The sequence below is a fragment of the Jatrophihabitans sp. genome (assembly GCF_036389215.1).
GTDB lineage: Bacteria > Actinomycetota > Actinomycetes > Mycobacteriales > Jatrophihabitantaceae > Jatrophihabitans_A.
The window spans coordinates 1-24,130 of the sequence record NZ_DASVQG010000330.1 but is presented as its reverse complement, the minus strand read 5'-3'; the positions used below and the strand labels follow the sequence as shown (position 1 = coordinate 24,130).

The window sequence follows — 24,130 nt, the reverse complement described above, 5'->3', positions numbered from 1 at the left end:
AACGAATGCCTTCTGGCCGAACTTGTCGTACTCCAGCCGGTTGACGTAGGAGTAGTTGTCAGTGCCCTTGACCCCGCTCGCGGCGCGGACCATGCCGCCGGAGTCATAGCGATAGGTCAGGGTTTCCCCGTCGGGGTAGACCATCGACTGCTGCCGGCCGAAGGTGTCGAAGCCGTAGGAGGTGGTGTAGGTCTTCGGCGCGCTGCCGGTGAACCCGACGACCGTGCGGACCTCCTTGGTGGTCTCGCCGAGCTTCCCGTAGTAGCGGTCCTCGCTGCCGGCCTGGTCGGTGACATGCGTGATCCGTCCCGCCCGGTTGTCACTGGCCCCCACCGCGCCATAGGTGTAGCTGACGTTGTTGGCCGGGAACCTCGGGTAGCTGATCGACACCAACCGGTCGACGTCATAGCCATAGCTGACCTGCTGGCTGGTCGCGGCCAGGTTCGCCGTAACCTTGCCGACCATGTTCGACGCCAGGTCATAGGACGTGGTGGTCTTGCCGGTATCGGGGTTGTCGACCGAAGTGCGTCGACCGAGATTGTCGAAGCTCTGCCGGGTCACATTGTTGTTGTTGTCGGTGACCATGATCAGCTGCCCGAGCGGGTCATAGGCGTAGCTGGTCCAGATGGTCTGCTGCGTGCCGCCGGTGGGGGTGTGGTACTCCTTCAAGCTCACCAGCTGCTCGCGGACGTTGCGGTAGTAGCTCTTTGTATGGCCCATCCCGTCGATGACGTTCTGGCGGAACTGGCTGGTGCCGGAACGATCGCTACCGAAGGTGTAGTCGTAGGTGGTCTTGGTGCCGTCCGGGGAGTACACGTGCGTCAGCCGGTCCAGGGCGTCGTAGTCGAAGTTCGTGTATTGCACGGTGTCGTAGTTGCTGTTGAAGACACCGGGCGTGCCCAGTGGCTCGGTCACCGGGTACCGCACGTGATTCTGGCGACCGAGGGCGTCCAGGGTGACCTGCCCGCTGACCACCATGACGTCCTTTGCCGCGGTCGTCGCGCCGGTGTAGATGGTGGCGTCCTTCTTCGTCTGGATGGTGCGGCCCAGCCCGTCGATGAACACCACCGTGTCGATAGTGTCGGTTGGACTGCGGTACTTGTCCAGGTGCCGGGTGATCGCCCACGGGGCCGCCGCTTCGGGGTGGTACTCGAAGCGGATCGTGGGCGTACTTGTGCCTTGCTCGTACGGTCCGGTGAAGGTGATAGGTCGTCCGAACTCGTCGTACGCATACGTGGTGGAGTTGTTGTTGACGTCGATCTGGGTCAGGACGCTGCCGAACCGCAGGTCATGCGTCGCGGTCGAGACCAACCCGAAGTTGTCGGTGATCCTCTCTACCTGAGTCCGGGTGGCCGGGTCGTAGTCGTAGGTCAACGTGCCGCGCTGACCGGTCGCGTTCGGCGGGTCGGTGACCTTGAGCAGGTTTCCCTCGGTGGTGTAGGAGATGTCGGTCACCGCGGCGGTGCCGTCGGCCAGATATTGGCGCACCTGGGTCACGTCACCGGTGGTGCAGTCCACGGTGGACTCCCGCCGGCGCATCAGCGTGCCGCCGCCGGTGACGGTGATGGAGTTCGCCGTCCGGACACCGGTGGCCGGGCATGAGCTGTAGCCGATCTGCGCGATCACATTGTCAGCGGAGGTACTGGTGTCGCCGTAGTCGGTGTTGGTGTCGATATCACCGTACGTGTCGTAGTGGTTGGTGATTATGGTGCTCTTGACCGACGTATCTCCGCTCTCGTGGTGATGTTCGTCGGTGCGGGTCAGCATCGGAAAGATGGTCGCCGTCGTACTCGCACCGTCGGCCGGCTCGACCCCGGTCGTGACGTCACGCAGCACATAGGTGTTGACGGTGTCGGTGCGCAGGGTCATGGCACTGGTATAGAGCCGTTCCCGCGCCAGCAGCCCCTGGGTGTAGAAGCTGTCGGTGAGGTAATCGCGCACGATGGTGCGAATGCTGGGGTTGCCGGTGACGGCGGTATCGAGCTGCTTTTCGGTGACTTGGGCGTAGCCGTAGAACTCCCGCTCGAGACGGCTGTACACACCACCGGAGTAGGCGTAGGTGGTCAGCTGTGTGTCTGCGCCGTCGCCGACATGCCCGTCATTGACGGTCACCGAGGTGAGCACCCAGCGCGAATTGGGGTTGGAAGTCGTGTTGCCGTCGCGGGTGTAGTCCATCGAGAACGAGGCACCCAGCGGCCGCGACACGGACTTGAGCAGGTTGGTGCGCCCGGTCCGGTTGCGGGCCACCTTGAGTGACCCGTCGTCGGAGCTGGCCAGGTGGTCGGCGTAGCCGTCGCCGTCGACATCGCGCAAACTGGCCTCGTCCCGGGCCATCGACTGCTCGCTGTCGGCACCGGGGTTGAGGATCACGAAGCAGCTCGCACCGCACAGCGGGATGCCGATGGTGAAGTAGGCACCGGCGCCGTAGCCGGTGCTGCCCGAGCACAGCCGGGCGTGGCCCCAGTCCAGGCCGGCCAGCCCGACGCTGGTGTCATCGGCGCAGGCGCCGTCGATGGCGCCGGCCCAGGCCACCGGGGCGGCGAAGCCGTTGCCGGTGTTCAGGCCGACCTGCATCCCACTGCTGCCGCCGGGCAGCACCCGGTCCAGCAGCCCGTCGCCGTTGACGTCGTCGAGGGTCTCGCGGGTCTGGGACTTGTTCTTGGTCAGCGACACCCCGCCGCCGAATCCATATATACCGTCGTTGAAGCCGAGGGTTGCCCCGATGGTGCCGTCCTCGCTGGCCCCGTCGTTGATGGTCGCGGTGCCCCACGGCTCCGCGGCGGCGAAGCCGTAGCCCAGGTTGAGCCCAACCATCAGCGTCGAGCCATTACGGCTGACCACATCGGGCAGCCCGTCACCGTTGACATCCATCAGGTCGTGCTTGGGCTTGGACGTGCCCTTGCCCAGCCCGGCCGACAGGCCAAGCTGCACCATCTGGCTGCTGGTCTTGTTGCCGCGCACCGGCGCCTGGTCAGCAGTGTCCACCTCGCCGCGGCCATTCGCGGCGAAGTGCGCCGGGCTCCCGCCCACTCCGACGTTGGTCGCCGAGGCGTCGCTGTCGCGCGGGGCGCCCAGCCCCGGCACCGCCCGGCTGCTCGCGTCCAGCCCGCCGTTCGAGGTGCTGTACTGCACCTTGCCGTTGCTGACGATGTCGGGGAACCGGTCGCCGTTGAGGTCCAGGAAGTCCACGTCACTGGCGGTACCGCCGGTCGACGTGGAGCCGGACAGGAACGACACCTCAGCACCGATTGCGTCCTGGGCGGTGTGGCTCAGCCGGGCCACCGCCCGCGCGCCGCCGACATCGCTCGCCGTCGCCACACTGGGCTGGTCCAAGCCTTCCCGGGAGGCGCTCATCGTGCTCGCCTTGACCCAGGCCGAGCCGTCGGCGCCCCGCCAGGAACCGTCCTCCGGGGACGGGTAGAACGGATGCGCCTTGGCGGTGCGGGGGTCATACGTCGAGTTCTGGTCGAACGCCTGGTTCAGGTCCGCCTCGACGATCGGACCGGTGCCGCGACTTCCGGCGCCGTTGTAGCCGACGTAGGTCCAGCCGCGGTAGGGCGCAGCCAGCAGGCCGGAACCCGCGCCCATGTGCCACGAGATGGACCCGTTGACAGTCGTGGCTCCCGGTCGGGTGACCTGCACGTACTCCGTGGAGATCTTCGACCTGAGGTTGGGGTCGGCACCTGAGACGTTGAAGTCGAACTGGTCGCCGCTGACGACGGCGACGGAGAATGCGCTTGTACCGCTGACGACGCCGTTGGCGATGGTGATGGCGCTCTTCGCCACGAGCACGCCGCGACGCTTGGCGGTAAAGGTTCCCGAGGCATTGGTGCCGGACGGCGCGGTGATGACCGGCTTCAGGGAGACGGTCTCGGTCGCGGATGCCGTCCAATCTGCCACGTGGCCCTGTGTTTGCGCGGTGGACGGGTAGCTGTCGATGTCGTAGAGCGGGTGCAGCTGGATCGACGGGTTCCCGGCGTTGTCGGTGACCGTGCTGACGTCGGGCGAGCTGAGGTAGTAGAGCGTCGGCGTCCAGGCAAGCTTGCTCACGTCGATCGGCGAGTCCACCTTCACGTGTAAGGCGATGGTGTCGCCCTTGGCGACGGTGATGTCGGTCTGGACCGGGATGTCACCAGTCGCTGTTCCAGCCATCGGCTGGCTGGTGACCACTTGGCCGTTCTTGGTTACCTCCACGGTGATGTCGTCGCTGGTGGCGCCGAGTTTGTGGAGGTCACCGGTGAGCCGCACGGTGCCGTTCAGCGGCGCCCGTACCCGCGTGCCGCTGCGGCCGGCCAGGGTGAAGTCCTGGGAGGCCTGATAGCGATAGGCATCCAGGCCGTTGATGTCGGGGTTGGCCGACTTGGCGGTGCCGGTCGACGAGGTGTATTGGATAACCGGGTTCCAGGACACCTGGTCGTAGGCGCCGTTCTGTTGTGATCCGACGCGGAAGTAGAGCCGGTCTCCCTGGGTGACAGACACCAGGCTGACACCGGTCGGTGTCTTGGCGGTGTAGTCGGTCGCACCGATGGTGGTGGACCACAGTTCGGTGCCGTTCTTCTGGATGGCTACCCGGACGCCGTCCGCGCCGGTGTATGAGGCGCGTTCGGCGCTGGTGTCCTGGATCAGAGCGGCGGCGCCGGTGACCTTGACGTACCCGGTGTAGGGCACCACCCAGCGGCGAAGCACGTCGGCCGGCGGGTTGTTGGTGTCCTGCTGGTTCTTGCTGGCGGTGTAGTCGGCCACCAGGCCGGTGGAGTCCAGGGCTCCGGCGCCGATCGGCACCGGGGTGTCGCTGCTGCTGGCGGTGAAGGTGGGAACCCCGGTGGCGTCGAGGTGGTTGAACAGCACGGTGCCGTCGTTGACCAGGTCGGTGAGCCCGTCGCCGTTGACGTCGCTGAAGTACGTGGTGTCCTTGGTGAAGGTCTCTGAGTGGTTGGTGAAGGCGTTGACCGTGGTGTACACCTCCGGGCCGAAGGAGGTCATGTCGGCCTTCTCGGTGGCGATGCCCGGCAGGGTCGGGGTGGCGACGGGGGAGCCGAAGTCGGTGGTTCCGTCCGGGCCGGAGGTGTTGAACCGGACCGAGATCCCGCTGCCGGTCTTGAAGACCTTGTCGGGCAGATCATCGCCGTTGAGGTCGACCAGCGCCAGCTTGCCGTCGGTGCTCGAATGGGTGAAGCCCACCTTGGCCCCGGCGCTGCCGTACTTAAGCAGTCCGGCGAAGTTGTAGCCGGCGTACAGGTGCCCGCCGACGCTAGTGGACAGCGAGCCGGACAGCGCGCTGGCCTTGCCGTGCCCGAGCAGCCCGGCGTCTACGCCGTCGGCGCCGACCGCCCAGTCCACCGCGGGCGCGAAGGCGTCATACCCGCCGGTGGCGTTGCGGATGTCGTCGAAGTAGCTGAACGTGTGCAGTGCGAGCGCGGTATTGTTCGCGCCGCGCTGGGTGACCGAAGCCAGCAGCTTCTTGCCGAACGCGCCGTCCTTATAGGTGAGGTCGTAGCTGCGCACCGGTTGGCCCTGGAACGCCACCTCGATCCGGGACAGCAACTCCGCGGTCACCATCTTGAATCCACCCCGCGCGTCGATCACCACATCAGAGCGGCGGGTGTAGTTCGCGAGTTCGCTGTCGCGAATGAACTTCACCGTGTACGGCCCGGCCGTTGTCGACCCGGCGCCCGTCCGGGTGTAGTCGATGGTCCGCAGGTAGAGCTGCCGGCCGGGTACGGTCCCCCCGGCCACCCCGACGTCGGTCACCGTCTGATAGTCGTAATGGACGGCGTTGCCGTGCAGATCCCGGATTTCCCGCAAGGCCCACCGGAACACGTTTCCGGCATCGTCGGCCAGCCGCGCCGCGGCCACCGGCCCGGACTCCGGGTCACCGCCGTAGAAGGACCGGGTGCCGTCCTTGCCGGTGACTTCCCACCAGTAATTGCCCGGCGCGGAACCGTGCCGCACGATCGTGTCGAACCCGCCCTCGACCCGGGAATGGAAGGTCTTTTCCGCACTGCGCGGCTGCGGCGTGCCCCGGTTCGCCACCGGGGTCAGTTGCCCCCCGCCCACGGTGTAGGTCTCGGTCTCGGTCGCCGCGTCGTAGCGCGGCACCCCCCACCGAGTGTCGATCCCGATGCTGGGCACCGACAGGTCCCAGCCCACCCCCAGCCAGCCATCACCGGCGGCCGAGGAGTAACCCAGGCCCAGCGAGGGCGCCATGCCCTGCCGGCCATCGGGCAGGTCGATCGGGTAGGAGATCCGCGCATCTCCCTCGCTGTTACCCGACGGTGGCCCGATCAGGCCCACCCCGGCCGACGGGTCGGCGGCCTTGAGGTCCTTGAGGCTCGTCGGGTTGAACGACACGTTCTCCGGGTGGTCGGGCACCGTCACGGTGGCCGCGACCATGTCGGTGAAGTGATTGGACACACTCTCCACCTGATCGGTGGTCTGGTTGAGGCTGTCGCGCTGCAACGGCACCCACTGCAGTTGGATCGTGTCGTAGTAGTAGATCTGCACGTCCTGCTCAGTCAGACCGGCCGGAATCAACGAAGCGTCGTAGGGCACGGTGATGTGCAGATCGTCGCCGAAGGTCATATGCGGGGTGAACCGGTAACCATCGCGCGGCCCGTCCGTCACGATGGTCATTCCTGAATCCAGCGGCGGCAGCGATGACGCGCACAACGACTGCGCATCGATCGTGGTAGGAGAGGCCACCGCCGCCGGTGGCACCTCCACCGTCCCGCCATCCTGCCGGATCACCGTCGTCACGCCCGGATCCGCCGTGGTCGACGTCGGCGGCGGCAATGAACTGTCGGTGCAGGCTGGATCCACCGCCACGGCTGCCGGAACCCGGCCCGACAGCACGGGCGGCACGCCGGTCACCATCGAGGTGAGCAGTGCCAGAACCGTGAAGAGGCGAAGCCACCGCGAGCGACGGACCAGCAGGAAACTCGAAACGGCCATGACGCCCTCCAGTGCACCGCGACGGCAGCCAGACCTGTCCCCGGAGGCGCGTCAAGATAGACGCGCAAGCTCCGGGTTTGATTGGGAGCGGCGTCGTGCGAGTTGCGGCTAAGAGATGCTGAAAATCGGGGTGGAACCGATCTAACAACGGACACATCTATATAAGCAATAGCTAAGAAAACAATTTACGGATAACTCACTAATGCGAGAAGCGGTTGATAGCCAAATTTCGCTGCCTTTGCGCGGGCCGCCAGCCGCAAGTCGGCCCGTCGCTGGACCGGAGGAGTCGCCGCCACCTACGTTATCGGCGTGACCGCGCTGCACTCCTCGATCTGGACCGCCGCCGCTTCACCGCGGAACTGGCACGCCCCGGCACCCGGTGACAGCCCGGTGGAATTTCACCGAGCACTGCCCGGCTACCAGCCCACGCCGCTCGTCGAGGTCTGGGACCTGGCCGCAGAACTGGCAGTCGAGCGGGTACTGGTGAAGGACGAGTCGAACCGGTTCGGGCTGCCCGCGTTCAAGATCCTGGGTGCGTCCTGGGCCGTCGAGCGCGCGCTGTCCGACGGTGACGGCGGTGTGACCGCACTGGTGGCTGCCACCGACGGCAACCACGGCCGGGCGGTGGCCCGGCTCGCCGCCCAGCGCGGTCTGGCCGCGCGGATCTTCGTTCCCACCGGGGTCCACCCGGCGGCGGTCGCCGCAATAGAAGCTGAAGGCGCGACGGTGACAACGGTCGGTGATGCCTACGACAGCGCCGTCGCGGCGGCTGTCGCCGACGTCGAGGGCAACGGCGGGCTGCTGGTGCAGGACACCGCCTGGCCCGGATACGAGCAGCTGCCGGCCTGGATCGTCGAGGGCTACACCACCATGTTCGTCGAGATCGACGAGCAGCTGGGCGACACAGCTCTGGACCTGCTGGTCGTCCCGGTCGGCGTCGGCTCGCTGGCCCAGGCCGCGGTCGGGCACTACCGGCGACCAGGCATCAGACATCCACCGGCGTTGCTGTCCGTCGAGCCGGAGCGGGCCGCCTGCCTGCTGCGCAGCCTGCAGCGGGACGAGCCGGTCACCGTCGCCACCTCGCCGACGATCATGACTGGCCTGTGTTGCGAAACCCCTTCGGTGGCCGCCTGGCCCTACCTGCGCCAGGGACTGGACGCTGCCGTCGCGGTTCAGGACTCCGAGGCCCTCGCCGCCGCCGCCGACCTGGCCGCCGCCGGAGTGCCCAGCGGCCCGTGCGGTGCGGCCACCCTGGCGGCAGCCCGGCGGGCCCTGGGCAATCCTGAGCACCGTGACGCCGAACTCCGCGAGCACCTCGGCATCACCGCGACGTCCACGGTGGTGCTGCTTTCCACCGAGAGCCGCACCGCCAACCCGCACGGGGGAACCTCATGACTGACTCCCTGATCACGATCGACGGCGACCGGCTGTGGCGCTCGCTGATGGAGCTGGCCGAGATCGGCGCCTATGACGACGCCCGGACGGGCCTGCGCGGCGTCAACCGGCTCGCCCTCACCGACGCCGACGCCGAGGGCCGCCGGCTGGTGCTGGGCTGGTTCCGCCAGGCCGGGATGAGCGTGCGGATCGACCCGATGGGCAACCTGATCGCGCGCCGCGACGGCACCGATCCCGGCGCGGCCCCGGTGATGACCGGCTCCCACCTGGACAGTGTTGCCACCGCCGGCGCCTTCGACGGCTGCCTGGGCGTGCTCGGCGGCCTGGAGGTCGTCCGGACTCTCACCGAGCGTGGCATCAGCACCAGGCGGCCGATCGAGGTCGTGGTGTTCACCGAGGAGGAAGGCGTCCGGTTCGGCACCGACATGCTCGGCAGTGCCGTTGCCGCCGGCCGGATCGCCATCAAGGACGCGCACGACTTGATCGACCGCGATGGGTTGAGCGTCGGCGCCGAGCTGCGGCGTACCGGCTTCGCCGGCGACGGCCCCGCCCGGTTCGACCCGCCGCACGCCTACGTCGAATGCCATATCGAGCAGGGCCCGGTGCTTGCCGAGGCGGGCCTGACCGTCGGCGTCGTCACCGGGGTGCAGGCCATCTCCTGGCAGGAGATCACGATCTCCGGCCGGGCCGCGCACGCCGGCACCACCCCGACCGAGCTGCGCGCCGACGCCGGCCTCGCGGCCGCGCAGATCATCGTGGCGCTGCGGAAGATGGTCGATTCCGGGAGCTACGGCCAGCTGCGGGCCACCGTCGGGCACCTCGCCGTGCACCCCGACCTGACCAACATCGTGCCGGCCCGCGCGCAGCTGACGGTCGACCTGCGCAATCCCGACGACGAGCAGATGGCCCGCGCCGAGGCCGACCTGGCCGGCTACCTTGCCGGGCTCGAGGGCTCCCAGCCCGGGCTCGGCCTGAGCACCCGGCGGATGGCCAGGACCAGCCACGTGCCCTTCGACCACGGCATCCAGAAGGCGATCGCCACGGCTGCCGACGACCACGGGCTGGCGCACCTGTCGTTGCTGTCCGGAGCCGGCCACGACGCCCAGGAGATGGCCGCGATCTGCCCCACCGCGATGATCTTCGTCCGTGGCGAGTACGACGGCATCAGCCACAATCCGCGCGAGTACTCCACGCCCCAGGCGTGTGCCCGGGGCATCGACGTGCTGGCCACCACCCTGGTCCGGCTCGCCGGTGAGTGACGCCGGTGAGTAGCCCCGCCAGCCAGGACGTCCTCGCCCTGACCGCCGAGCTCGTCGGCCTCGACTCGGTCAACCCCAGCTTGGTCCCGGACGCACCGGGTGAGCACGCCATCGCCGCGTTCGTGCGGGACTGGGCCACCGGCTGCGGCCTGAGCGCCCAGACGGTGCACGGCCCGGACGGCCGGCCCAGCGTGATCGTGCGCGGTGGTCGCGGCGGTTCGGGCAGCGCCGGCTGGGGCGGGCGCACCCTGCTGCTGTGCGGGCACCTGGACACGGTGGGCCACGGCTCCAGGCAGGCGTCGCCGGCCGCCGTCGTGGAGGGCCGCCGGCTCTACGGTCGCGGCAGCTACGACATGAAGGCGGGCCTCGCGGCGGCACTGGTGGCCTGCCGGGACGCCGCGGCAGCCGGTATCAGCGGTCAGGTCGTCGTCGCGGCGGTCGCCGACGAGGAGCACTCCAGCACCGGGATCCAGACCGTGCTGAACCATGTCTGGGCCGACGCGGCCGTGGTGACCGAGCCCACCGAGCTCGAGGTCGCGGTGGCGCACAAGGGATTCGTGTGGACCGGGATCGAGGTGATCGGCCGGGCCGCGCACGGTTCCCGGCCGCACCTCGGCATCAACGCGATCACCCACACCGGCGGGGTGCTCGCCGCGGTCAGCGAGCTCGACCGCGAGCTGGCGTCCCGGCCACCGCACCCGCTGCTGGGCCACAGCACCGTGCACGCGTCCCTGATCAGCGGCGGCAGCGGGGAGTCGACCATTCCCGAGCTGTGCACGCTCACCCTGGAGCGGCGGACGCTGCCGGGGCAGTCCGTCGAGGAGGCCGAAGCCGACATCGCCGGACTGCTGGACCGGTGCGGCCGGGACCAGCCCGGCCTCAGCACCCGGACCCGCACCCTGCTAGCCAGGCAGCCCCTGGAAACCAATGCCGACGAACCGGTCGTCGCGATGATGCTGGACGCCGCCACCCGGTCCGACGGCCGGCCGCGGGTGCCCGCCGGTCTGAGCTACTGGGCCGACTCCGCCCTTATCGCGGCGGCCGGGATCCCGACGGTCCTGTTCGGGCCCAGCGGCGACGGCGCCCACGCCGATATCGAATGGGTCGACCTCGACAGCGTGCTCAGCTGTACCCGGGCGCTCACCATCCTGGCTTGCGAGTTCGCCGCCTGACACACCCGGCTTCGCCGCCTGACACACCCGGCTCGCCGCCTGACACACCCGGCTTCACCGCCTGACACCCAGCCGGAGCAGCGGGAGTTCAGCGGCCCCATCTCTTCCGGCGGGTCCTGCTCGTTGGGGTCGGATGCCGGTCTGTGCAACACTTGCACCATGTCCGCTGTCGCGCTGGTCGCTCGTCTGCACGTCGACCTGCAGCGCGTCATCAGCGCGGCCTGTCCGAGCTAGAAACGGTTTCACAGTGGTCCGCCGCTGTGGCCGATCTCCCTCTGTGACCCTGCCGAAGTAGCCGCTCCCACCACGCGTTGAGTGGCGCTCGGTCCGCCCCGTTGACCTTCAAGAAGGCCACTCGATGACAGCTCAGATCCAGCTCACTACCGGTGCCACCGTGTGGTTCACCGGCCTCCCCAGCGCCGGGAAGACCACGCTCGCGACGGCCTTGGCAGCCCGGTTGCGGGCCGCCGGCCACCCGGTCGAGATCCTCGACGGCGACGCCGTGCGGCCGGTGCTCTCACCAGAACTCGGTTACTCCCGCGCCGACCGGGACGCCAACGTGGCCCGGATCGGCTGGGTGGCCGCGCTGCTCGCCCGGCACGGCGTGCTGGTGCTGGCATCGGTGGTGTCACCGTTCGCGGAGGCTCGCCACGGCGTCCGCAGCCGGCACCGGGCCGACGCCACCGCCTTCCTGGAGGTCCACGTCGCCACGCCGGTCGAGGTCTGTGCCGAGCGTGACGTCAAGGGGCTGTACGCCAAGCAGCGCTCGGGCGCCCTGGACGGGCTCACCGGCATCGACGGCGAGTACGAGCCGCCGGAGGATCCGGCACTGAGGATCGACACCAGCGGCCGTTCGGTCGAGGACTCGGTCGACGAGCTGATGACCCTGCTGGACAAGGAGGGTCTGCTGTGACCGCGGCGCCCCCGGTCAGCTCGCTGGAACGCGCGTGGCTGACCGATCTGGAAGACGAGTCGATCCACATCATCCGCGAGGTGTTCGGCCAGTTCGAGCGCCCGGTGCTGCTGTTCTCGGGCGGCAAGGACTCGATCGTCATGACGCACCTGGCGATGAAGGCGTTCTGGCCGTCCCGGCTGCCCTTTCCGCTGATGCACGTCGACACCGGCCACAACTTCGACGAAGTGATCGCCTACCGCGACCGGCGGGTCGCCGAGACCGGCGCGCAGCTGATCGTGGCCAGCGTCCAGGAGGCCATCGACTCCGGCCGGGTGACCGAGACGCCCGGTGGCATCCGCAACCCGCTGCAGACCGTTCCGCTGCTCGATGCCATCAACGGCAACAAGTTCGACGCGGTGCTCGGCGGAGCCCGCCGGGACGAGGAGAAGGCGCGCGCCAAGGAGCGGGTGTTCTCCGTCCGCGACGACTTCGGCCAGTGGGATCCGCGCAATCAGCGCCCGGAACTGTGGGATCTCTACAACGGCCGGCACCGCGGTGGTGAGCACGTCCGGGTCTTCCCGCTGTCGAACTGGACCGAGCTCGACATCTGGTCCTACATCCAGCGCGAGGGCATCGAGGTGCCCAGCATCTACTTCGCCCACGAGCGGCCGGTGTTCTCCCGGGACGGCATGTTGCTGGCGGTGACCCGGTTCACCCAGCCGGCAGAAGGCGAAACCGTGCGGACCGAGTCGGTGCGCTACCGCACCGTCGGTGACGCGACCTGTACCGGAGCGGTCCGGTCCCAGGCGCGCGACGTGGCGGCGGTGGTCGCCGAGACCGCGGCAAGCACGATCTCGGAACGGGGCGCGACCAGGGCCGACGACCGGGCCAGCGAGGCAGCCATGGAAGACCGCAAGCGGCAGGGGTACTTCTGATGAGCCGCTTGCGCGAAGACCGGTGGATCTGATGCCGGGTGGACTGCTGCGGGTCGTCACGGCGGGCTCCGTCGATGACGGCAAGTCCACCCTGGTGGGCAGGTTGCTGCACGACGCCAAGGCGGTGCTGGCCGATCAGCTGAGCGCCGTGGAGCTCGCCTCCCAGCGCCGTGGCTATGAGGGCGCGGACCTGGCGCTGCTGGTGGACGGCCTGCGTGCCGAGCGCGAGCAGGGCATCACGATCGACGTCGCCTACCGGTACTTCGCGACCGCCCGGCGCACCTTCATCCTGGCCGACACCCCTGGGCATGTGCAGTACACCCGCAACACCGTGACCGGCGCCTCGACCGCCGACGTGGCGGTGATCCTGGTGGACGCCCGTTCCGGAGTGGTGGAGCAGACCAGGCGTCACCTGGCCGTCGCCTCGTTGCTGCGCGTTTCCGAGATCGTCCTCGCGGTGAACAAGATGGATCTGGTCGGCTACGCCGAGCCGGTCTTCGACGCCATCGTCACCGACTTCGCCGGCGCCGCCGGCAAGCTCGGGGTGGAGCACTTCACCCCCATCCCGGTGGCCGCCCTCGAGGGCGACAACGTGGTGGAGCGCTCGGCCAACATGCCCTGGTTCGGCGGCCTGCCGTTGCTGGAGTTCCTGGAGGGCATCGAGCCGCGGACTCCGGTGACCCTGCCGGCCCGGTTCCCGGTGCAGGTGGTGATCCGGCCCCGGTCCTCGCAGTATCCGGACTACCGCGGCTACGGCGGGCGGGTGGAGGCAGGCGTCCTGCGCCGTGGCGACAAGGTCCGGGTGCTTCCCTCGGGGCTGACCTCCACGGTCGAGGGCATCGACACCCCGGACGGCGAGCTGGCCGAAGCGGCGTTCGGGCGCTCGGTGACCATCCGGTTGCGCGATGACCTGGACGTCTCCCGGGGTGACCTGATCATCGTCGAAGGGGATCCGGAGCCGATCACCAGTCGCGAACTGCTGGCCACCGTGTGCTGGCTGACCGACCGGCCGCTGCGGGCCGGTGCCCGATACCAGGTGCGCCACACCACCCGCGACGTCCGGGCGGTGGTCGATGAGGTGCGTTCCAAACTCGACATCACCAGCGTCATCGACCTTCCGGCCACCGAGCTCGGCCTGAACGACATCGGCACCGTGCGGATCCGGCTGGCCGCGCCGGTGGTCACCGATCCGTACTCGGTGAACCGCTCGACCGGGGCGTTCCTGCTGGTGGACGAGGCCAGCGGCGCCACGGTGGCTGCCGGCATGGTTCGCTGAGGCGCCTCGATTACCAGCCTGCCCGGCGGGCAGGGGAGACTGCTCGGGTGACCGGCCTGCCCATCCTGCTGGACCTGCTCGGCCGCCGGGTCGTGATCGTCGGCGGCGGCACGGTCGCGGCGCGGCGAGCCAGGACGTTCACCGAGGCCGGTGCCGACGTCGTGGTGATCGCCCCGACCGTCACGCCGGAACTGGCCGCCGCGCCGGTCGAGCTGCTGCGCCGGGGTTACCGGACCGGGGACCTGTCCGAGGCCTGGCTCGCGGTCACGGCCACCGACGACCCGGCGGTCAACGCCGCGGTCGCCGAGGAGGCCGCCGCCGGCCGGATCTTCTGCGTCCGGGCCGATGACGCGGCCGCCGGAACCGCCCGGGTACCGGCGATCCTGCACAGCGGCGAGCTGACCGTGTCGGTGAATGCGGGCGACGATCCGCGCCGGGCGGCCGAGCTGCGCAACCTGATCGCCTCGGCGCTGCAGACCGGTGAGCTGGTCAGCCGGCCGGTGCGCCCGGCCAGCACGGGCAGCGTCGCCCTGGTCGGCGGCGGCCCCGGTGACCCGGAGCTGATCACCGTCCGGGGCCGGCGGCTGCTGCTGGAAGCCGACGTGGTGGTCACCGACCGGCTGGCGCCGCGGTCGCTGCTGCAGGCGCTGGACCCCGATGTCGAGATCATCGACTGCGGCAAGTCCGCGCACCGGCACAACCTCACCCAGGACGAGATCAACGCGGTCATCGTCGACCGGGCCCGGCGGGGCAAGCGGGTGGTCCGGCTCAAGGGCGGCGACCCGTTCGTGTTCGGTCGCGGGGGTGAGGAGGTGGCAGCCTGCGTCGCGGCGGGGATCGCGGTTCAGGTGGTGCCCGGCATCACCTCGGCGATCGCCGGTCCGGCCGCGGCCGGCATACCGGTCACCCACCGCGGCCTGGCCGCCGACTTCGCGGTGGTGTCGGGCCACCGCGATCCGGGACGGGCGGAGGCCGGCTGGAACTGGCCGGAACTGGCCGTCGGCCCCGCCACCCTGGTGGTGTTGATGGGCATGGAGAGCCTGGCCGACATCGCCGCGGAGCTGATCCAGCACGGCCGGGCCGCCGACACCCCGGCGGCGGCCGTCCACCGGGCCACCCTGCCCGACCAGCGGGTGGTGCGCTCGACGCTGGCGGGATTGGCGGCGGAGGTCAAGCGAGCCGGCGTGGGCGCGCCGTCGGTGGTCGTGATCGGTGCCGTCGCGGCGCTGGGCACCGACTGAGCTCTGGGCACCGACTGAGCGCTGGGCACCGACTGAGCGCTGAGCACCGACTGAGCGCTGGGCACCGACTGAGCGCTGGGGCGGTCTTGTCAGAGGGTCTCCCTAGTCTTTGAGCATGCCCTGCAGCCCGCACCGCCGACCACGCCGATCCTTGCTGGACTCCCGTCTCGATCGTGCTATCGTTCGAACATTCTTTCGATTTAATGCCCAGGCAAGGAGAATGGCATGACGAGTCCGCTACCGGCCAGTGTGGGATCGTTGCTGTCCCAGGCCAAGACCACCTGGGCCGAGGCCGTGCTGGAGCCCCGGGCCACCGAGAAGTACCGCTCCGCTCATCTTGCCGCGCTGCGGGCGGCCGCCGCCGTGCTGGCATTGCGAGCACGTCCGGTCGCGAGCGGACGGCGCCGTCCGACCAGCGCGTGGGTGTTGCTCGAGGCGGTGGCACCCGAACTGTCCGAGTGGACGGTCTACTTCGCCGACAGTGCGCACCGCCGAGCAGCCATCGAGGCGGGCGCGCTCACCGTGGTGTCCGAGCGGGACGCCGATGACCTGCTGCGAGCCGCGGGTGAGTTCATCGCGATCGTCGAGCGCATGGTCGGTGTGCTTCCGCTCAAGGTCGCCAGCTGACCGGTGCGACAGGGCTAGTGTCTATTTCGTGGTGAGTGATGCGCCGGACCAGGCAGCCGGTGGTACCCAGCTGTCCACCCCGGTCGCCGCCTGGTCCCCGCGCGGCCGGTCACCGCTGCTGTGGGCCGGCCTGCAGCGCATCCTCCAGGACTGGGAAGGTGCCGCCGCACCGCGCGTGCTGGACTGCGGCGGCGGCTCCGGCAGCCTGGCCGTGCCGCTCGCGGCGCAGGGCGCGGTGGTCACCGTGGTCGACGTCAGCATCGACGCGCTGGCCACCCTGATGCGCCGGGCGGCCGAGGCCGGCGTGTCGGATCGGATCGCTGCCGTCCAGGGCGAGGCCGAATCGCTGGCGCAGCTGGTGAGGGCCGATGACTTCGACCTGGTGCTCGCCCATGACGTGCTGGAGGACGTGCAGAACCCCGTCCTGGTGGTCGACCAGATCGCCACGGTGCTGCGGCCGGGCGGCGTCCTCAGCGTCGTGGTGGCCAATCCGGTGGCCGGAGTGCTCGCCCGGGTGCTCACCGGTGACGTCACCGGAGCCCTGGCGGCGTTTTCCCGGCCCGCTCCGCAGGCCTATGACGTCACGGTGCTGGTGAACCAGTGCCTGGCCGCCGGGCTGCAGGTCCAGTCCGTCGAGGGCCTGGGCGTGTTCACCGACCTGGTGCCCGGTATCGAACTGGAACGCCCGGGCGCGATCGCCGCACTGGCGGAGCTGGAATCGGCGGTGGCCGGCCAGCCGCCCTACCGCGACATCGCCTCCCGGCTGCACGTGCAGGCCCGCCGCCCGGTGGCCGGCTAGGACCGGGCGGGCACCGACATGGGGCGAAGTGCGGACCTGCCCCGCTCATCCGGGGAGATCGACGGCGACGACACCGGCTGCCATGTCCTGCACGTCGACATGGACGCCTTCTTCGCCAGTGTCGAGATCAGGGCCCGGCCCGAACTGCGCGGGCTGCCGGTCGTGGTCGGGGGCACCGGCGGCCGGGGGGTGGTGATGGCCGCCTCCTATCCGGCGCGCACGTTCGGAGTGCGCAGCGCGATGCCGATGGGACAAGCATTGCGGCTATGCCCGCAACTGGTGGTCGTGACACCGGATCGCAAGGCCTACGCCGAGGCATCCAGCGCGGTCATGCAGATCTTCGCCGACGTCACGCCGCTGGTGGAGCCACTGTCGCTGGACGAGGCCTTCCTGGACGTGTCCGGGGCGGTCGGCCTGTTCGGCAGGCCGGTCGAGATCGCCCGCCGGATCCGGCGCCGGGTCTTCCAGGAACACCAGCTCACCTGCTCGGTCGGGATCGCTCCGGTCAAGTCGGTCGCGAAACTCGCCTCCGGCAGCTGCAAGCCGGACGGCCTGCGGGTGGTTAGCAAGGCCGGGGTGCTGGACTTCCTGCACCCGCTGCCGGTGACCGCACTGTGGGGAGTGGGCCAGCGCACCGCCGAACCACTGCGCAGGCTCGGCATCCGCACCGTCGGGGAACTCGCCGCCACTCCGCTGGACACCTTGCGGCGAGCCGTCGGCAACGCCTCGGCCGCTCACCTGCACGCGCTGGCCAACGGCCATGACGAGCGTGCCGTCAACCCCGCTCAGGTGGAGAAGTCGATCTCCACCGACCGGACGCTGGACACCGACCTGCTCACCGAAGCCGAGGTCTGCCGTGAGTTGCTGCGCGGCTCCGGCGAGGTCGCCGAGCGGCTGCGTCAGGCCCGCTGGCAAGCCCGCACCATCGGCATCAAGATCCGGTTCGCCGACTTCACCACCGTCACCCGGGTGCGCACCCTGCCCGAGCCGACCGATGTGGCCGCGGTGGTGTACGCCGAGACGGTCCGGTTGTACCGATCGCTGAAACTGGACCAGCCGCGGATCAGGCTGGTCGGGGTCAAGGCTGAGAACCTGCGTCCGGCCGCCGAGGCCACCCAGCTGGCACTGGACCTCTTCGGTGACCACAAGCCGGCCAACGACCCCACCGACCGGGTGATCGATGCCTTGACCGCTCGATTCGGCAAGCCTGTGGTGGGGCCGGCGTCTCTGCTTCGCCGAGAATCGGAGAGCCGGTCGGTGGGCGGATTCAACCGCTCGCTAGACCGATCGCAGCGGTTCACAGGCCCCGGAGGTAACGAATGATCCCCGCCGGGACAGCAATAGTTGCAGACAACTTTCGCACTCACATTTCGGCTCGTATGCTCGACGATGTGTCCCTTCAACCGCCATCGAGCACGTATGGCGCTGACGGACATGCTCTGGTAATGGTTCACTACAACGCGACAGGGATAGGAGGGCATCATGCCGCTCTCCGAGCATGAGCAGAGACTGCTCGACCAAATTGAACAAGCCCTGTACGCGGAGGATCCGAAGTTCGCGTCCTCTGTCAGGTCGGCCCGTCCCCGGAATCGCGCGCGAACCATGCTCGCCTTGTCCGTGTTCGGTGTCCTGCTCGGGCTCGCCGTGGTCCTGGTCGGCTTGACGGCCAACCTGATCCTCCTCGGCGTCCTGGGTTTTGTTCTGATCGTCGGATCATGTGTGGCTGCCGCAAGTGCCCTGCGGGGTCCGCGGCAGAACGGAACGGCATCACTGGCGTCACAGGCGGGTCAGCCTCGCAACGCAAAGTCGGCCAACCTGCGCACCAAGATGGAAGACCGGATGCGCAAGCGGTTCGAGGAAAACTGATAGCTCCGCTCACGGCCCCGGCCTGCTGACTGCCTGAGACTTCAGCCAGCGGACCGGGGTCGTTGAGTGTCCGGTGAACCGCATGAACCCATATCGCCCACCCGCCGGCTACTGCCGCCGGGTGCTGAGCGCCCCAGCTCAGCGCGATGCGGCAGCGCCAGATAGAAACCGCCAGCGTGGCTCAGCCCCAACCGAAGCGGGATTCAGCAGCGCCAGATAGCGGGCCGGGGCCAGCGCGCCAGCTCGACTCAGCGCGCCAGCTCGGCTCAGCGACACAGCGACTCAGCGGCGCCAGCGCGGCTGCTTGCTGATCAGCGACCGCGGGATCCAGCGATGCATCAGGCTCAGTCGCCGGTCGGTGCGTCGCGCCCACCGGGTCAGCGCCTGGTCCAAGGCGGCGATCGAGTCCGCCGGCATCTCATCGACCAGCTGCGCGCTGAACCGGTCGCGCTCGACCCGATCGGCCACCGCGGTCACCGCCGCCCGGCCGCGCTCGTCGACACCGTGCCGGGACAGCCAGCCCGCGACCTGGCCCACCGTAATTGTGCTGGGCCACAGCGCGTCCCGGTCGGTCGCCGTCGCTGCCAGTTCCAGCCAGAGCGGCTCGGGATTGCCGGTCGTCCGGGCTCGCTCCAGCCGCCGCCGGCGTTGCCGTTGCCGCAGCCACTGCGGTCCGAAGATCACCGCCACGACGGCCCCGGCACCGAGCAGGACCAGCAGCACGATCTCCACCAGAACGGTGGACACCCCGTGCTGGCCGGCCTGCACCGCCTGGCTCGCCTCGGCGGACACCGAGGGGCCGGCGCTGGACAGTCCCCGGTTGGCCGTCGGCTCGGCGGTCTGGGCCGCGTCGGCTCCCGGGTGGCTGGCCCACGGCAGATCGACCGCCCGGCCGGCGTCCGCGCCGGTCAGCGGGGTCGGGTCGAACGGGATCCAGCCGATCGACTGGAAGTAAACCTCCACCCAGGCGTGCGCGTCCGAGGTGGTCACCGTGAACACGCCGTTGGAGTCCGGCTGGCGGTGGGTGTAGCCGAGCACGACCCGGCTCGGCAGGCCGGCCTGGCGCATCAGCACCGCGGCGGCCGCGGCGTACTGCTGGCAGAAGCCCTGCTTCTTCTCCAGGAACGTCACCAGCGCGTTCCGGCCGTCATCCGGCGGAGCGGTCAGGGAGTAGACGAAGTTGTTCTTGCCGTTGGTGAAGTAGTCAGAGATCGCCTTGGCCCGGTCGTAGGGCCGGGTCAGGCCGGCGGTGAGCTGGTTGGTCAGGTCGCTGACCGAGCCCGGCAGCTCCGGCAGGCTGAGCAGCCGCTCGCGGTCCTCACCGTCGAACGCCGGGACGTACTCCGGGGCGGCTTTCAGCGTGGCCACCGACGGCGCCGGCTGCTGAACCTGCTCGGAGTAGGTCATGCCCCGCCGCAGCTGGGTCTTCACCACGCTGGCGGTAGCGCTGCTCCAGACGCCGCCGCCGGAGGTCTGAAAGCTCTTCGGGTTGGACAGGATCGGCATCGTCGAGCCGCCGAGCGCCAGGATCGTGAACTCGGCCTTGAACTGGGACGTCGGTGGGTGGTCGGGGTTGTCCAGGTCCAATGCCGGACCGACCGGGAACGGTCCCTGGCCCAGCGGCGTCAGGCTGTCCTCGAGCCGGGACTGCTCGGAGGGCTTCCAGCCGTCGTTGGAGAACTGGTCGAGAACCTCTTGGCGGACGTAGAACGGCGCGCCGTTGTCCGCCTTCACCCGGAACAGCAGCGCCGGGGTGGGCCGCTGCAGCGAACCGCGCAGCGAGGCCAGGCTGCTCAGCACGATCTGGCCGTTGCCGGAACCGCTGCCGTTGCCGTTGTGATGGGTGGCCCGCGCGAGCACGTTCACCGACACCGACGGCAGCATCAGCGGAACGATCAGGGCGGCCAGCACTCCGGTGACCGCCATCCGGCGGGCGCCGCCGAGCCGGCCCGCCGAGCCGTCCACCGACGGGCCCCAGGCCCGGTCCTGCAGCCGGGTGCCTGAGAGCAGGATCAGCAGGAATCCACCGGCCGCCGCGGCGAACCAGACCGGATGGGCAGCCTGCGACGAGGTTGCCGAGGCGATCGCCAGCACCTCCAGCAGCGGCGCCGCGGCCAGCAACGGGCGGCGCAGCAGCACGGCGAGGACGTCGGTCAGTGCCACCAGCGCGACCAGCGCCGAGGCCACCAGCAGCCGCAGCGGGCCGGTGGAGGCCAGCGGGGCGTGTTCCTGCTGCATCGCCTTGTTGGCGCCGCTGATCAGGTCGCCGATGTCGGTCAGCGAGGACGGCGTGGGCAGCACGCCGAGCAGCAGGTGCTGCGGAACGAAGACCCACAGCACCATGAGCACCGAGGCCACCAGGCCGGCCAGGACGTGCCACCAGCGTGGCGCCGAGCGCAACCGGAGCAGGGCGACGACGGCCAGGTAGGGCAGCACGCAGCCCACGCTGACCATCAGCCAGGACCAGTCCGTGAAGATCGAACGCAAGGGCAGGGTGGTCAGCAGCACGCCGCCGGCGACCGTGCCGGTCGCGGCCGCGACGACCGGGTCGGGCCCCGCCGCGAACTTGGCCGGGGCGCTCATCGGGCGGCGCTCGGGACGCGCGCGGACAGCAGGCTCGGCCACAGGTCGGCGATGTCGTCGGACGCCTCGGCCGGCACCACCCGCCATCCAGCGGCCCGCAACATGTCGGCGCTGGACTGCCAGGCGGCCTCGGCCATCAGATCACGCCCGCCCAGGTCCCAGGTCCAGGGCCGCAGCAGCACGGCCACCGCCGAGCCGGGTGTCTGCGGCCGGTGCAGCAGCCCGCTGAGGGAACCCTTGGGTGTGGCGGCGAGCACGGCGAACACGGCGGCGTCACGGCCGAGGCCGGTCAGCGCGGCTGCCAGTGGCGCTACATCGGCGCGCAGGGCGGGGGTCACGCCGGCCAGCATGTCCAGGATGGCTCCGGAGTTGTCGTGGGCCACCTCGCCGTCACCGGTCACCACCGCGACCCGGCGGCCCCGCTCGGCCAGGTGGCAGCCGATGCTGGCGGCGGCCGAGATCGCCCATTCCAGCGCTGCCGAGTCCGGCTGGGCCGGTGACGTCGGGTAGGCCAGCGCGCGGTGGTCCAGCAGCACCAGCGACTCGCCGTGCCAGGGCCGCTCCTCCTGCCGGACCATGAACGCGCCGGAGCGGGCGGTGCTGCGCCAGTGGATCTTGCGCAGGTCGTCACCGTGCCGGTACTCGCGCACCGAGGCGTCATCCGAACCGCCGACGCCCACCGAGTGGCTCAGCGTGGCGGCACCGTCGCGCCAGGCAACCGGCAGCGTGAGAGACGCCAGCCGGACGGTGGAGGGTCGCACTATCAGTTCTCCCACATCAGTCGAACGGGTGTCGGCGGTGACCAGGCCGAACGGGTCACTGGCCATCACGGTGGTCGGTCCCACGGTGTACCGGCCGCGGCGCAGTGCCGGCAGCGGATAAGCCACGGTACGACGCTGCCGGCCGCGGACGCCAGCCACGCTGAACCGGAGCGGGCGGCCGCCGGGCACCGTCTCGGTGATCCGCAACGGCCCGGTGCCGAAGCTGTGCGGGTTGCCCAGCACCAGCCGGACCTGCGCCTGCTCGCCGACCACGATCCGCGACGGCGTCACCGCGTGCCCGACCCGAAGGCCCGAGCGGGCCTGCCGCACCGCCAGCCATGCCGGGATCGGCAGCACCACCAGCAGCACGCCCAGGCGCTGCAGGTCCAGCACGCCCAGGATCAGCCCGGTCAACAAGGAGATGATTCCCACCGCGATGAACGTCCGGCCGCGGCTGGACAGTGTCACCCGCTGGGTTCCGATCGAGGCGTTGTCGATCAGCCGCGGTGCCGCCGAGGAACCGCCGGAGGTTCGGTTGGTCGCCACGCTGGTGCCTATCCGCGCGGGCTGGCTACCGGAATCGGGACCTTCGCCACGATCTCTGCCAGCAGGTCTTCAGGTGTTCGTCCGGCCACGGTCGCGGTCGCCGCCGGGATCAGCCGGTGCGCCAGCACCGGCACGGCAAGTCGCTGCACGTCATCGGGCAGCACGTAGTCCCGGCCGGCCAGCGCCGCCAGGGCCTTGGCGGTGCGCAGCAGGTGCAGCGAGGCGCGCGGCGAGGCGCCGAGCCGGATCTCGGAGTGGTTGCGGGTGGCCTCGGCCAGCGACACGACGTAGTCCTTGACCGACTCCACGACGTGCACCGTCCGGACGGTCTCGATCAGCGCGCGGATGTGGGCGGCGTCGGAGACCGCCTGCAGCGTGGCCAGCGGATCAATGGTGGTCTGGTCGCTGAGCATGGCGATCTCTGCGGTGCGATCGGGATAGCCCAGCGAGATCTTGGCGGTGAAGCGGTCCCGCTGCGCTTCGGGCAGGGCGTAGGTGCCCTCCATCTCCACCGGGTTCTGGGTGGCCAGCACCAGGAATGGTGACTGCAACTCGTAGCGCACCCCGTCCACGGTCACCTGCCGCTCGGCCATGCACTCCAGCAGCGCGGCCTGGGTCTTGGGCGAGGCGCGGTTGATCTCGTCGCCGAGCAGGATGTTGGCGAACACCGGGCCGGGCTTGAACTCGAAGTCGCTGGACTCGGCGTTGAAGATGCTGACGCCGGTGACGTCGCTGGGCAGCAGGTCGGGGGTGAACTGGATCCGCCGCACCGAGCAGTCGATGGATCGGGCCAGTGCCTTGGCGAAGGTGGTCTTGCCCACGCCGGGCACGTCCTCGATCAGCAGGTGCCCCTCGGCCAGCAGGACGGTGACCCCGAGCCGGATGACGTCGTACTTGCCGGCGATCACCTTCTCGATGTTTCCGATGATGCGCTGAGCGACCGGGCCCACCTCGGCGATCGGGACCGCCGACTGAGCCGACGCGGGGTCTACCACGCCAATGGCGCTCGGCTGCGGGCCGTGACCGTTCTGCGGCGCCGAACCGGCCGCCGGCTGAGCGGCCTGTGCTGCTGCATGTGTCACTGCGGAGATCCGTCCTGTCTGCTGGCGATGGCACCGGGCGTCTGGCCGCCCAGGGATTCACATTGTCGAGGAGCACGCGTCGGTTCCAGGGCCGACGTCAGCGCTGGCCCGTTGTCGATCCAGGGTAGTTGGTTCGGCCGTCCTGGGTGAGGGTCTCTCACGCATCCGGCTGCTCCTTCCCGCCGGGCCGGCCGGGCAGCCCATCCGGCCGGCTGGTCCAGGCCGGGGCAGGGGTGCGGCTGTGGTTCGGCGCGGCTGGCCAGCGGTGGGGAGTCCCCACCGGTCCACACCGCGTAGCTGTACTGGTTTGTCCGCTTTTCCGCGCTGGCCCGCACCGGATCCGGCTATCTTTTCGCATGTCAGTGGTGGACAGTGGGGTATGGTGGGCCATAGTGGGGGTAATGTTAAATCGTCGTCTAGTCGGTGACACGGAGGTGGGCGGTGTTTCTCGGAACGCACACCCCCCGGCTGGACGACAAGGGCCGGTTGGCCCTGCCCGCGAAGTTCCGTTCCGAGCTGGAAGGAGGACTGGTGATCACCAAGGGCCAGGAACGCTGCCTGTTCGTCTTTCCGATGTCGGAGTTCAGCCGGATCACCGAGCTGCTGCGCTCGGCACCGGTCACCCAGCGCAGCGTCCGGGACTACAGCCGGGTGTTCTTCGCCAGCGCCTCGCACGAGGTGCCGGACGGTCAGGGCCGGATCACCGTGCCCAGCCAGCTGCGCGAGTACGCCGGGCTGTCCA

16 protein-coding genes are annotated in these 24,130 nt (G+C 69.7%); 12 read left to right on the top strand and 4 right to left on the bottom strand.

Going from position 1 to position 24,130, the window contains the following annotated elements:
* The coding region (locus VF542_RS18710; protein ID WP_408653210.1) for a SpvB/TcaC N-terminal domain-containing protein at window positions 1-6,951 on the bottom strand (6,951 nt) is incomplete at its 3' end.
* Between the two features lie 309 nt (window positions 6,952-7,260).
* On the opposite strand from VF542_RS18710, the gene VF542_RS18705 reads away from it, so the two are divergent.
* The 11 genes from VF542_RS18705 (at window position 7,261) to VF542_RS18655 (ending at window position 18,416) form a co-directional block, all read left to right on the top strand.
* On the top strand, window positions 7,261-8,346 hold the full coding sequence (locus VF542_RS18705) for a pyridoxal-phosphate dependent enzyme (RefSeq protein WP_408653209.1): 1,086 nt from the start codon (window positions 7,261-7,263) through the stop codon (window positions 8,344-8,346).
* Entirely contained in the window at window positions 8,343-9,605 is a 1,263-nt protein-coding gene (locus VF542_RS18700; RefSeq protein ID WP_408653208.1) for a Zn-dependent hydrolase, read from the top strand. Before VF542_RS18705 ends, VF542_RS18700 begins: the two co-directional genes overlap by 4 nt.
* A gap of 5 nt (window positions 9,606-9,610) precedes the next feature.
* Complete coding sequence (locus tag VF542_RS18695; RefSeq protein WP_408653207.1) at window positions 9,611-10,777, top strand: M20/M25/M40 family metallo-hydrolase; 1,167 nt, start codon at window positions 9,611-9,613, stop codon at window positions 10,775-10,777.
* A gap of 358 nt (window positions 10,778-11,135) precedes the next feature.
* Entirely contained in the window at window positions 11,136-11,690 is a 555-nt protein-coding gene (gene cysC / locus VF542_RS18690; protein ID WP_408653206.1) for an adenylyl-sulfate kinase, read from the top strand.
* Entirely contained in the window at window positions 11,687-12,607 is a 921-nt protein-coding gene (cysD, locus tag VF542_RS18685; protein ID WP_408653205.1) for a sulfate adenylyltransferase subunit CysD, read from the top strand. The genes cysC and cysD overlap by 4 nt, the downstream gene beginning before the upstream one ends.
* Window positions 12,608-12,638: 31 nt before the next feature.
* A complete protein-coding gene (locus tag VF542_RS18680; RefSeq protein WP_408653204.1) occupies window positions 12,639-13,883 on the top strand; it encodes a sulfate adenylyltransferase subunit 1 in 1,245 nt (414 codons plus the stop codon).
* 47 nt (window positions 13,884-13,930) lie between these two features.
* Window positions 13,931-15,124, top strand: coding sequence for a uroporphyrinogen-III C-methyltransferase (gene cobA / locus VF542_RS18675; RefSeq protein WP_408653203.1), 1,194 nt, complete (start codon window positions 13,931-13,933; stop codon window positions 15,122-15,124).
* 225 nt (window positions 15,125-15,349) lie between these two features.
* Window positions 15,350-15,751: an SAV_6107 family HEPN domain-containing protein gene (locus tag VF542_RS18670; protein ID WP_408653202.1), complete on the top strand. Its 402-nt coding sequence runs from the start codon at window positions 15,350-15,352 to the stop codon at window positions 15,749-15,751.
* A 28-nt stretch (window positions 15,752-15,779) separates the two neighbouring features.
* Window positions 15,780-16,550, top strand: coding sequence for a methyltransferase domain-containing protein (locus VF542_RS18665; RefSeq protein WP_408653201.1), 771 nt, complete (start codon window positions 15,780-15,782; stop codon window positions 16,548-16,550).
* 18 nt (window positions 16,551-16,568) lie between these two features.
* On the top strand, window positions 16,569-17,873 hold the full coding sequence (gene dinB / locus VF542_RS18660) for a DNA polymerase IV (protein ID WP_408653200.1): 1,305 nt from the start codon (window positions 16,569-16,571) through the stop codon (window positions 17,871-17,873).
* Window positions 17,874-18,032: 159 nt separating this feature from the next.
* Window positions 18,033-18,416, top strand: a complete 384-nt coding sequence (locus tag VF542_RS18655) for a DUF3040 domain-containing protein (protein WP_408653199.1) — start codon at window positions 18,033-18,035, stop codon at window positions 18,414-18,416.
* 282 nt (window positions 18,417-18,698) lie between these two features.
* Here the strand turns inward: VF542_RS18655 and VF542_RS18650 are convergent, their stop codons facing one another.
* The 3 genes from VF542_RS18650 to VF542_RS18640 are packed head-to-tail and all read right to left on the bottom strand — an operon-like array spanning window position 18,699 to window position 23,301.
* Window positions 18,699-20,999 carry a transglutaminaseTgpA domain-containing protein gene (locus tag VF542_RS18650; protein ID WP_408653198.1) on the bottom strand — a complete coding sequence of 767 codons (2,301 nt, stop codon included), beginning with the start codon at window positions 20,997-20,999 and terminating at the stop codon, window positions 18,699-18,701.
* Window positions 20,996-22,306, bottom strand: coding sequence for a DUF58 domain-containing protein (locus tag VF542_RS18645; RefSeq protein WP_408653197.1), 1,311 nt, complete (start codon window positions 22,304-22,306; stop codon window positions 20,996-20,998). Before VF542_RS18645 ends, VF542_RS18650 begins: the two co-directional genes overlap by 4 nt.
* An 8-nt stretch (window positions 22,307-22,314) precedes the next feature.
* Window positions 22,315-23,301: an AAA family ATPase gene (locus tag VF542_RS18640; protein WP_408653211.1), complete on the bottom strand. Its 987-nt coding sequence runs from the start codon at window positions 23,299-23,301 to the stop codon at window positions 22,315-22,317.
* Between the two features lie 528 nt (window positions 23,302-23,829).
* Between VF542_RS18640 and VF542_RS18635 the strand changes: the two genes are divergently transcribed.
* Window positions 23,830-24,130, top strand: a 301-nt coding sequence (locus VF542_RS18635; protein WP_408653196.1) for a division/cell wall cluster transcriptional repressor MraZ, incomplete at its 3' end; no start/stop codon positions are given.

Bases quoted from the DNA above. Each gene is read 5' to 3' on its own strand.
- VF542_RS18655 (WP_408653199.1), top strand. From the start codon at position 18,033: ATGCCGCTCTCCGAGCATGAGCAGAGACTGCTCGACCAAATTGAACAA.
- dinB (WP_408653200.1), top strand. From the start codon at position 16,569: ATGGGGCGAAGTGCGGACCTGCCCCGCTCATCCGGGGAGATCGACGGC.
- cysC (WP_408653206.1), top strand. From the start codon at position 11,136: ATGACAGCTCAGATCCAGCTCACTACCGGTGCCACCGTGTGGTTCACC.
- VF542_RS18670 (WP_408653202.1), top strand. From the start codon at position 15,350: ATGACGAGTCCGCTACCGGCCAGTGTGGGATCGTTGCTGTCCCAGGCC.
- VF542_RS18650 (WP_408653198.1), bottom strand. From the start codon at position 20,999: ATGAGCGCCCCGGCCAAGTTCGCGGCGGGGCCCGACCCGGTCGTCGCG.
- VF542_RS18700 (WP_408653208.1), top strand. From the start codon at position 8,343: ATGACTGACTCCCTGATCACGATCGACGGCGACCGGCTGTGGCGCTCG.
- VF542_RS18680 (WP_408653204.1), top strand. From the start codon at position 12,639: ATGCCGGGTGGACTGCTGCGGGTCGTCACGGCGGGCTCCGTCGATGAC.